Here is a 3303-nt window from a genome sequence, read left to right on the forward strand (position 1 = left end):
GTTCCGAAGGCCCCCTCGTCGAGGGGGCCTTCGGCGTTTCCGGCCCGTCGCGGCACCCGATGACATTTGTCATCGCCGACCCGTGGAACTCCACCGGCACCCGGTGACGGCCCGCACTACTGGACGGCCCGGCCCGGCGGAAGGCTGGAGCCATGACCGACACCAGCCGTCCCCGCCCCGCCGTCGAGGCCCGCGGCCTGCACCGCCGCTACGGACCGTCCGGCGCCGCCGGCTTCGAGGCCGTCCGCGGCCTGGACCTCAGCGTCGCCCGGGGCGAGCTGTTCGCGCTGCTCGGCACCAACGGCGCCGGCAAGACCTCCACCATGGAGGTGCTGGAGGGCCTGGCCGCGCCGAGCGCCGGCGAGGTCCGGGTGCTCGGCCTGGACCCGGCCCGGGAGCGGGCCGCGCTCCGGCCGCGGATCGGCATCATGCTGCAGGAGGGCGGCTTCCCCGGCGAGCTGACCGTCGCCGAGACCGGGCGCTGCTGGAACGGACTGACCAGCGACGCCCGCGCCGTGGACGAGGCGCTCGACCTGGTGGGCCTGCTGCCTCGGCGCACGGTCCGGGTCAAGCAGCTGTCCGGCGGCGAGCGCCGCCGCCTCGACCTGGCGATGGCCCTGCTGGGCCGCCCCGAGGTGCTGTTCCTGGACGAGCCCTCCACCGGCCTTGACCCGGAGGCCCGCGCCTCGGTGTGGCGGCTGATCCGGGAGCTGCGCGCGGCCGGCACCACCGTGCTGCTCACCACCCACTACCTGGAAGAGGCCGAGGAGCTCGCCGACCGACTGGCGATCATGCACGGCGGCCGGGTGGTGGCCGGCGGCACCGTCGACGAGGTGCTGGCCGACCACCCCGCCCGGATCAGCTTCGAACTGCCCGAGCGCTCCGGCCCGCACGCCTCGCTCGACCTGCCCGCGCTGCCCGGCGCCGACCTGCGGATCGACGGCCGCCGGATCACCCTGCGCACCACCGACCTGCAGGGCACCCTGACCGAACTGCTCGGCTGGGCCGCCCGCCACCGGGTCGCCCTGGGCCGGCTGGACGCCCGCAGCGCCTCGCTGGAAGAGGCCTTCCTCGCCATCGCCGCGTCCGACGCGGCCACCCTGCCGCAGATCGGACGTGCCGCATGACCGCCGCGACCACCCCCGCCGGACGCCTGCTCGCCCTCGGCCGCGCCGAGGCCACCCTGCTGCGCCGCAACCGCACCGCGATGTTCATGGCCCTGGCGCTGCCGCTGGTGCTGGTCGCCTCGATGCGCTCGGTCCTCGACGCCGCCGCCGAGCGCACCCCCGGCCTGGACGTGAACGCCAACCTGGTGGTCGGCTCGATGGGCGTCGTGCTGCTGATCGTCGTCTACTGCAACCTGACCTCGGCCTACACCGCCCGGCGCAGCGACCTGGTGCTGAAGCGGCTGCGCACCGGGGAGGCCACCGACGCCGAGATCCTGCTCGGCACCGCCGTCCCGTCGATCGGGCTGGCGCTCACCCAGTGCCTGCTGCTGGGCGTCGGCGGCGCGCTGCTGCTCGACCTGCCCGCCCCGGTGAACCCGTTGCTGCTGGTGGCCGGGCTGGCGCTCTCGGTGGCCCTGCTGACCGGGCTGGCCGCGCTGTCCAGCGCCGTCACCAAGACCGTGGAGACCGCGGGCATCACCACCCTGCCGCTGCTGCTGGTGGCGCAGCTCGGCTCCGGCCTGATGCTCCCGCTGGAGTCGCTGCCGGACTCGGTGGCGAACGTCTGCCGCCTGCTGCCGACCACCCCGGCCCTGCAGCTGCTGCGGATCGGCTGGTTCGGCACCGACGGCTCCGGCCCGACCGAAGGCTTCGCCGGCACGTGGTCGCAGGGCGCGACGCCGCTGCTGATGGCCGCGCTGTGGACGGGCGTCGCGGCATGGGCGGGCCACCGCTGGTTCCGCTGGGAGCCTCGGCGCTGAGCGGGCGCCCGCGGGCTGGCAGGATGCTCAGGAGTCGTCGGGAAGCGGGGAGTCCAGTGGTGCGGGTGAGCAGGACCGGGCCGGTCGGACGCTGGCGGTCCCTGTCGAAGCCGCAGCGCACCGAGCTGTACGTGCGGTGGTCGCTGTACCTGGTGGCGGTGGTCCAGCCGCTGTCCGCGCTCCTGGTGGTGGGGTCGGTGGCCGCCCGCCGGGAGGTGCCGACCGTCCAGCTGCTGCTGGCCGTTCCCGGCGGGCTGGTGGCCGCGGCACTGAACGCGGTGCTGTTCCGCACCGGACTGGACGCCTACCTGGGCAGGCGCCCGCGCCCGTACGGCTGGGTGGCGCTGTCCGGAGCGGTGTCGATCGGCACGTCACTGGCGATGATGCTGTCGGCGGCACCGATGACCGGCGAGAACGCGACGGTCGCCGCCGCCGTCCCGCCGATGACGGTGACGTTCTGGCTCGGCGCCGTCGTACTCGGCCTGTCCGTGCGCGAGACGCTGCTGACCGCCGCCGGCTCGCTGACGCTGCTCGCGGTGCCGCTGCTGCTGACCGGCGCCCACCCCGGCGGGGTGGTCGGCCTGGTGGTGGGCTGCCTGCTCGGCGCCGCGATGGCCGGCGCCACCGTCCGCTGCTCGTCCTGGACGGCGAAAGTGGTGTGGGAGCTGGACGAGGCCCGGGAGGCCCAGGCCCGGCTCGCGGTCGCCGAGGAGCGGCTGCGGTTCTCCCGCGACCTGCACGACGTGCTGGGCCGCAACCTCGCCACCATCGCGCTGAAGAGCGAACTGGCCGTGCAGCTGGCCCGCCGTCAACGCCCGGAGGCGGTGGACCAGATGACCGAGGTGCAGCGGATCGCCCAGGACTCGCAGCGCGAGGTCCGCGAGGTGGTGCGCGGCTACCGCACCGTCGAACTGCACACCGAGCTGATCGGCGCGGCCTCGGTGCTGCGCGCCGCGAACGTCGACTGCCGGACCGAACTGGCGGGCACGGACGCGCTGCCGGCCGAGGCGCAGTCGGTGCTCGGCTGGGTGGTGCGGGAGGCGGCGACCAACGTGCTGCGCCACTCCGAGGCCGCCAACTGCTCGTTCCGGCTGCGGGTGTCGGGCGGCACCGCGGTGCTGGAGGTGGAGAACGACGGCGTGCCCGCCGTCCCGCCGTCCCGCACCGAGGGCGCGGGCAGCGGCCTGCGCGGCCTGCGCGAGCGACTGGCCGCCCACGGCGGCACCCTGACGGCGGCCGGCCCCGGCCCCGGGCGGTTCCGGGTGACCGCCGAACTACCGATGGCAGCAAGGGAGTCTGTGGCGTGACGGACCGGGTGCGGGTACTGCTCGCCGACGACGAACACCTGATCCGCGGCGCGCTGGCGGCGCTGCTGG

At 75.4% G+C, this 3303-nt stretch carries 3 protein-coding genes and 1 pseudogene; all 4 read left to right on the forward strand.

The features are described 5' to 3' along the window. The first annotated feature begins 152 nt into the window (after positions 1 to 152). Complete coding sequence (locus IEZ12_RS34240) at positions 153 to 1127, forward strand: ABC transporter ATP-binding protein (protein ID WP_189277851.1); 975 nt, start codon at positions 153 to 155, stop codon at positions 1125 to 1127. Next, positions 1124 to 1927 carry an ABC transporter permease gene (locus tag IEZ12_RS34245; RefSeq protein WP_189277853.1) on the forward strand — a complete coding sequence of 268 codons (804 nt, stop codon included), beginning with the start codon at positions 1124 to 1126 and terminating at the stop codon, positions 1925 to 1927. The genes IEZ12_RS34240 and IEZ12_RS34245 overlap by 4 nt, the downstream gene beginning before the upstream one ends. A gap of 65 nt (positions 1928 to 1992) precedes the next feature. Next, positions 1993 to 3234, forward strand: a complete 1242-nt coding sequence (locus IEZ12_RS34250; protein ID WP_229848559.1) for a sensor histidine kinase — start codon at positions 1993 to 1995, stop codon at positions 3232 to 3234. Further along, positions 3231 to 3303: pseudogene (locus tag IEZ12_RS39690) on the forward strand (DNA-binding response regulator); the annotation flags it as partial. The gene IEZ12_RS34250 and the pseudogene IEZ12_RS39690, both read left to right, overlap by 4 nt.

Origin of the sequence: Kitasatospora griseola, assembly GCF_014648555.1 — a bacterium.
In the GTDB taxonomy this organism is placed as follows: Bacteria; Actinomycetota; Actinomycetes; order Streptomycetales; family Streptomycetaceae; genus Kitasatospora; species Kitasatospora griseola.